The following is a 6,020-nucleotide window of genomic DNA, read 5'->3' on the forward strand; positions in this document are numbered from 1 at the left end:
TGCCGGGGGCTGGCCGGTTCGTATTCGCCCGTCGCGTCCGCTGCCCGTGGACGAGCTTGACGGGCTCATCCTCGGCGGCGGCGCGGACGTGAGCCCGCAGCGGTACGGCATGGAAGACCTTGAAGTCGGTCCTTCCGAGAAGCCCAAGCCAACCGATCTCGGTATGGCCGTGCTGCTGGTGCTGCTGCGCTGGCTCTTCGGGGTCAAGTTCGGCACGCGGCAGGACGAGGGCAGGGATGAACTTGAGTTCGCCCTGTTTGCCGAAGCCTATGCGCGCGGCCTGCCGGTTCTGGGCATCTGCCGGGGCTGCCAGTTGATGAACGTGCATCTCGGCGGCACGCTGCATCAGGACTTGAAGGGATTCTACGAGGAGTATCCGCAGGTGCGAAGCGTTCTGCCCCGCAAGCGGATTCTTCTGGAGCCGAGGTCCCGGCTCGGTGCCCTGTTCGGGGCCAAGACGCTGATGGTCAACGCGCTGCACAGGCAGGCGGTGAATGTCATCGCCCCGGAACTGGCACTGGCCGCCCGGGAACTCAATCACGTGGTTCAGGCGGTGGAGCGCCCCGGCGGGCGGTTCTGCATTGGGGTCCAGTGGCACCCCGAGTACATGCCGCAATCGTCCCTCCAGAGGCGTCTTTTTCGGGCGTTGGTGGACGCGGCGAAAACCTGATCCTCCTGCTTGGGCGGGCGGCCTGGGAGTGCCGCCCGCCCGAGGGGGGAGGTGTCGGTTCGACCTATATGGCTTCGTCGCCGGTCTCTCCGGTGCGGATGCGGACCACTTCGTCCATGGGGGAGACGAAGATCTTGCCGTCGCCCACGTGGCCGGTGAAGGCCGCGTGGCGTGCCGCTTCGACAACGTCTCGCACACGCTCGTCGTCAATGACGACCTCAATCTTGACCTTGGGCACGAAGTCGACCTGATATTCCGCGCCCCGGTATACTTCCTTGTGACCGCCCTGCCTGCCGAAGCCCTTGACCTCGGATACGGTCATGCCGTGAATGTCGAGGTCGGTGAGCGCGACCTTCACGTCGTCCAGCTTGAATGTTCGGGTAATGATTTCCACTTTTTTCATTGTGAGTCTCCTTCCTAAATCTGATAGCCGGTTTCGCTGTGGAGGGAAACGTCGAGTCCGCGGACCTCGTCTTCTTCAGTTGCGCGCAGACCGATGACGGTGTCCACGATCTTGAAGATGACGGCGGTCATGATGAAGCAGAAGACCCACGTTGCGACCACGGAGACGAACTGGATCCAGAGCTGCTCGGCGTTGCCGTAGAAGAGGCCGAGCGCGCCCTCGGTGGCGAACAGGCCGGTTGCCAGTGCGCCCCATGTTCCGCCCACGCCGTGGATTCCCACGACGTCGAGGGAGTCGTCGTAACCGAACTTGTTCTTGAGCATGATGCCGCCGTAGCAGATGCGCCCGCGCCGAGGCCGATGAGCACGGCGTTCATGGGCGTGACGAATCCGGCGGCGGGGGTGATGGCAACCAGTCCGGCCACAGCGCCGGAGGCCGCGCCGAGCGTGGTGGGCTTGCCTTCATGCAGCCACTCGGCCGCCAGCCAGGAAAGCAGCGCGGCTGCGGTGGCCATGTGCGTGGTTACGAAGGCGTTGGCTGCAGCACCGTCGGCGGCCAGCGCCGAACCTGCGTTGAAGCCGAACCAGCCAAACCACAGGATGCCCGCGCCGAGGACGGTCATGGGCAGATTGTGCGGGATGAAGGCGGTCTTGCCATAGCCCTTGCGCTTGCCGAGCATTATGGCGCAGGCCAGTGCCGCCGCAGCGGAACTCATGTGAACGACCGCGCCGCCGGCAAAGTCCAGCGCGCCCATTTCGCCCATCCAGCCGCCGCCCCAGACCCAGTGGCACATGGGAGCGTAGACAAGGACGATCCAGAGCGCGGAAAAGACAAGAAAACCGGAAAATTTCATTCGTTCGGCGAATGCTCCCGAGATGAGCGCGGGCGTGATGACCGCGAACATGCACTGGAATATCATGAAAGTGAGGTGCGGCAGGTTGTCTGCCGGGGAGCCTTCGGTGGTGGGGCCGACGCCGTTCAGGAAGGCGAAGTCCAGCCCGCCGATGAGGCCGCCGATGTCATGGCCGAAAGACAGCGAGTAGCCGACCATCGCCCAGATGATGGACGCCAGGCCGAGCAGAACAAAGCTGTGCATGATGGTGGAAAGCACGTTCTTGGAGCGGACCAGCCCGCCGTAGAACAGTGCCAGCCCCGGGGTCATGAACATGACCAGGGCCGAGCAAACGATGATAAAGGCATTGTCTGTTGCGTTCATGGGTAACCTCCGGAAACCCATATTGCAAACTGCGGGCCAACTAAAAGTGGCTCATTTTGCCATTTTTCGACATTGTCGAACAATGAAAGGTGGCAAAAATGGCAAAACAGCCCAAGAAATATACAAAATTGTAATTAAATAAACAAGAGCAGGCTCAGGGCCATGACCGCCATGCCGAGGACGACTCCCCATATGGACCAATGGTGTTCCCCGTACTCCTCGGCAGCCGGGAGCAGTTCGTCGAGGCTGATGAAGACCATGATGCCCGCCACGCCCGCAAAGAGCACGCCGAAGAGCGTGGGCGTGAAGAAGGGCATGAGCAGCAGGTAGCCCACCAGCGCGCCGAGCGGTTCGGAGAGGCCCGAGAGAAACGAGAGCGTGAAGGCCTTCTTGCGGCTGCCGGTGGCAAAGTAGATGGGCACGGAAACGGCGATGCCCTCGGGAATGTTGTGGATGGCGATGGCCACGGCGATGGCGATGCCGAGCGCGGGGTCGGTCAGCGCTGCCGTGAAGGTGGCGAGGCCTTCGGGAAAGTTATGGATGGCGATGGCAAGGGCGGCGAACACTCCGGTGCGGTGGAGCTTGCGGAAGTCGTGTGACTCGTTTTTGGGCAGTGTTTCGAGCTGCTGGTCCATTTCCTCTATGGAGTGCAGTTCGTGCGGGTTCTCGTAGCCGGGAACAAACCTGTCGATGAGCGCTATGAGCGCCACGCCGCCGAAAAAGGCCCCGACCGTGGCCCACGTTCCCGCGGCCTCGCCCATGGCTCCGGTGAGTGATTCCTTGGCCTTGAAGAAGATTTCCACGAACGAGACATAGAGCATCACCCCTGCGGAGAAGCCAAGGGCAAAGGACAGGAACCGGGTGTTGGTGGTGCGGGCCAGAAAGGCGATGGCGCTGCCGACCCCGGTGGCGAGCCCGGCGAAGAGCGTGAGCCCGAAGGCGAAGAGGATGGCTTCGGTGCCGAATTCCATTGCTGCTCCTAGTAGGCGAAGGGTTCCTGCTGCCGCATCTCGAAGACGTACGGCATGTCGGGTTCAATGGTCGTGTCCATATCGTCCGGGCTGATAGCGTAGCGTTTGTTGAGGACGAACAGGAATGGCCCCAGCGACGGATCTGGCGGCATGGACTCGGTCTCCGTCAGGGTTCCGGCCACGCGAATCCACTGGCCGTCCTCAAGGGCAAGCGGGTCCGGGACCTCCACCGCAAAGCCGGTGGCCACTGCATCCGCCAGACAGCATACCACAGCCATGCGGTACACGGCCACCATGCTGCGGGAGTCGAGCTCCGGTGTTCTGACAATAGGGCCGCGGACAACGAACCGTTCCGGCACGAGGCTGGCGTCGATCTCGGCAAGCATGAAGAGCTCCGGCGCGGTCATGCGCACGTATTCGGTGCCGCCGATTTCCACGCGAGGCTCCGGTTCCGTGTATTCGCGGGTGAAGGTTGCGGCCCCGTCATCCATGTATCCGTTCACCGCAACGCCCGTAAGGGAAAGAAAGAGCAGCATGGACGCGGCGCCACCCCACGGCACGCGGCCATGCGTTTTCAGAAACGGTGTCGCGGCCCCAGCCAGCAGCGCAGCCACGCCTGTGGCGGCGGTCAGGGGCTTGAACTGTGGATTGAGAAGCTGCCAGTACACGTCGGACCACGCCAGCCAGAGCAGAAATCCGCCGAAAAGCAGGAGCGCGAGTGCGTTGAGCATTGTCGCGGCGCGGGTCATGGCAGCACCCCCGCCTGATGGAAGATGATGGCCATGAGGTATATGAGCACGATGGGTACAACGATGAACGCCACGGCCACGCGGTTTCTGAAGGTGGCGAAGAACATGCCGATGAGCTTCAGGTCCACCATGGGACCGATGGCGGTGAACGCGAGCTGGGCCGCCGTTGGCAGCGCGGAGAATCCTGCGGCCACGAAGGCGTCGGCCTCGGAGCAGACCGACGAGACGATGGCGAAAAGCATCATGGCACCCACGGAAAGCGGAGCGCTGGCCGCGAACGACTGCATCATGCCCGGCGGAATCAAGGTCTTGAACGCCGCGGCCAGCACCGCGCCGATGAACAGGAACCGGAACATGTCCAGAAACTCCGAGCCGGTATGACGCAGGATGGAGACCACGCCGGGTTTTCCGTCGTGGGAGCAGTGACCGCAGCCGCACCCGGGGGTGTGGACAGGGTCTGAAGGTGAGGTGCCGATGGCGATCCCCTTCGGGAGCTTGAGGATGTCGGAGGCTCGCGCCTCTGCCATGGCCAGCGCAAGCCCGGCAGCCGTGGCCCCGACCATCAGCGCACGCCAGAAGACCATCTCCCCCTCGAAACGGAACGCCACCCATGTGGAGACGAGCACCACCGGGTTCAATACCGGGGCGGCGAACAGGTAGGCAATGGCCGCACGCGGGGGCACGCCACGGGCCAGAAACTTGCGAACCACCGGAACCACGCCGCATTCACAAGTGGGCAGGAGCATCCCGGCGAACAGCCCTGACGCAACCTGAAGATACGGATTCCCGGGGATAAACCGCTCAATGGCCTTTTCCGGCACGAAGGCCTCGAAAAGGGCGGCCACGAGCGATCCAAGCAGCAGGAACGGCGCGGCCTCGATGACGATGGCGGCCACAAGCGAGGCGAAAAGAATGACGGGCGATGTGAGTTCCATTGAAGACCCTGTTGACGTAACGGCCGGAAACGTGTGTAAGAATACGTCCAATCCCAGAAATGTCCATACAACGATTCACGGAGAACCATATGAATAGAATTATACCACTCCTGATCTTGCTCACCCTGTGCCTCGCCTCCCCGGCGCTGGCCGCCATGCCTGTCACGGTCAGCATCGTGCCGCAACAGTATTTTGTGGAGCAGATCGGCGGCGATCTTGTGGATGTCTCGGTAATGGTACAGCCCGGCGCAAGCCCGGCCTCCTACGAGCCCAAACCACGGCAGATGGCCCAGCTCTCCAAGGCGCGCATCTACTTCTCGATTGGCGTGCCGTTTGAAGCTGCATGGCTCGATCGTATTCGTTCGGCAAACGAAGATATGACTGTTATTGCGATGGATAAAAATATCGATAAGTTGCCGATGGCCGAGCATCACCATCATGAGGAGCATGCCACGGAAGAACACGACGACCACCATCACGAGCATGAAGGCCACCACGAGGAGCACGGGCACGGTCATGATACCCACGGGCACGGTCATGATGCGCACGGCCACGCCGAAGGGCATCATGGACACAACGGCATCCCGGACCCGCACGTCTGGACCGCACCGCCCCTGGTGCGCGTCATGGCCGGAACCATCCGCGACGCCCTCATTAATGAAGACCCGCAGAATCAGTCGGTTTACGAAGCGAATTACGAGACGTTCGTCAAAAAGATAGACAGCGTGGACGCCAAGCTGCGCGCCATCTTCAAGGATGTCGGCCCCCACAACCGTTTTATGGTCTACCATCCATCATGGGGCTATTTCGCAAAGACCTACGGCCTGACCCAGATTCCCATCGAACTCGAAGGCAAACAGCCCGGACCGCGCGAACTGGCTGAACTCATTCAGCACGCAAAGAACGAAGGCATTCACGTCATCTTCGTGCAGCCCCAGTTCTCGGAGAAAAGCGCACAGCTCATCGCCAAAGCCATCAACGGCTCGGTCATCAAAGCCGACCCGCTGGCCTACGACTGGCCCGAAAACCTGCTCAAAGTCGGCAAAGGGTTCAAGGACGCCCTGAAGTAGGGGGTG

6 protein-coding genes and 1 pseudogene are annotated in these 6,020 nt (G+C 61.9%); 2 read left to right on the forward strand and 5 right to left on the reverse strand.

What is annotated here, in order from left to right:
- On the forward strand, positions 1–670 hold a 670-nt coding region (locus JCM12178_RS16540; protein ID WP_054653022.1), incomplete at its 5' end, for a gamma-glutamyl-gamma-aminobutyrate hydrolase family protein.
- A 64-nt stretch (positions 671–734) separates the two neighbouring features.
- Here JCM12178_RS16540 and JCM12178_RS16545 read toward each other — a convergent pair.
- The 5 genes and pseudogenes from JCM12178_RS16545 to JCM12178_RS16565 all read right to left on the reverse strand — a co-directional run bounded on the left by JCM12178_RS16545 (position 735) and on the right by JCM12178_RS16565 (position 4,944).
- Entirely contained in the window at positions 735–1,073 is a 339-nt protein-coding gene (locus JCM12178_RS16545; protein WP_054653024.1) for a P-II family nitrogen regulator, read from the reverse strand.
- Positions 1,074–1,087: 14 nt separating this feature from the next.
- A pseudogene (locus tag JCM12178_RS16550) lies at positions 1,088–2,289 on the reverse strand (ammonium transporter).
- 134 nt (positions 2,290–2,423) lie between these two features.
- On the reverse strand, positions 2,424–3,260 hold the full coding sequence (zupT, locus tag JCM12178_RS16555) for a zinc transporter ZupT (RefSeq protein WP_054653026.1): 837 nt from the start codon (positions 3,258–3,260) through the stop codon (positions 2,424–2,426).
- Positions 3,261–3,268: 8 nt separating this feature from the next.
- Positions 3,269–4,009, reverse strand: a complete 741-nt coding sequence (locus tag JCM12178_RS16560) for a TIGR03943 family putative permease subunit (protein WP_054653028.1) — start codon at positions 4,007–4,009, stop codon at positions 3,269–3,271.
- The gene (locus JCM12178_RS16565) at positions 4,006–4,944 is read right to left on the reverse strand and encodes a permease (RefSeq protein WP_054653030.1); all 939 of its coding nucleotides are present in this window, start codon (positions 4,942–4,944) and stop codon (positions 4,006–4,008) included. Before JCM12178_RS16565 ends, JCM12178_RS16560 begins: the two co-directional genes overlap by 4 nt.
- Before the next feature lie 89 nt (positions 4,945–5,033).
- Between JCM12178_RS16565 and JCM12178_RS16570 the strand changes: the two genes are divergently transcribed.
- On the forward strand, positions 5,034–6,014 hold the full coding sequence (locus JCM12178_RS16570; RefSeq protein WP_054653032.1) for a metal ABC transporter solute-binding protein, Zn/Mn family: 981 nt from the start codon (positions 5,034–5,036) through the stop codon (positions 6,012–6,014).
- Positions 6,015–6,020 lie beyond the last annotated feature (6 nt).

This window comes from Salidesulfovibrio brasiliensis JCM 12178 (genome assembly GCF_001311825.1).
Lineage (GTDB): Bacteria > Desulfobacterota > Desulfovibrionia > Desulfovibrionales > Desulfovibrionaceae > Pseudodesulfovibrio > Pseudodesulfovibrio brasiliensis.

Excerpts from the sequence above, each read along its gene's own strand:
- JCM12178_RS16545 (WP_054653024.1), bottom strand. The coding sequence starts at position 1,073 with ATGAAAAAAGTGGAAATCATTACCCGAACATTCAAGCTGGACGACGTG.
- zupT (WP_054653026.1), bottom strand. The coding sequence starts at position 3,260 with ATGGAATTCGGCACCGAAGCCATCCTCTTCGCCTTCGGGCTCACGCTC.
- JCM12178_RS16560 (WP_054653028.1), bottom strand. The coding sequence starts at position 4,009 with ATGACCCGCGCCGCGACAATGCTCAACGCACTCGCGCTCCTGCTTTTC.
- JCM12178_RS16565 (WP_054653030.1), bottom strand. The coding sequence starts at position 4,944 with ATGGAACTCACATCGCCCGTCATTCTTTTCGCCTCGCTTGTGGCCGCC.
- JCM12178_RS16570 (WP_054653032.1), top strand. The coding sequence starts at position 5,034 with ATGAATAGAATTATACCACTCCTGATCTTGCTCACCCTGTGCCTCGCC.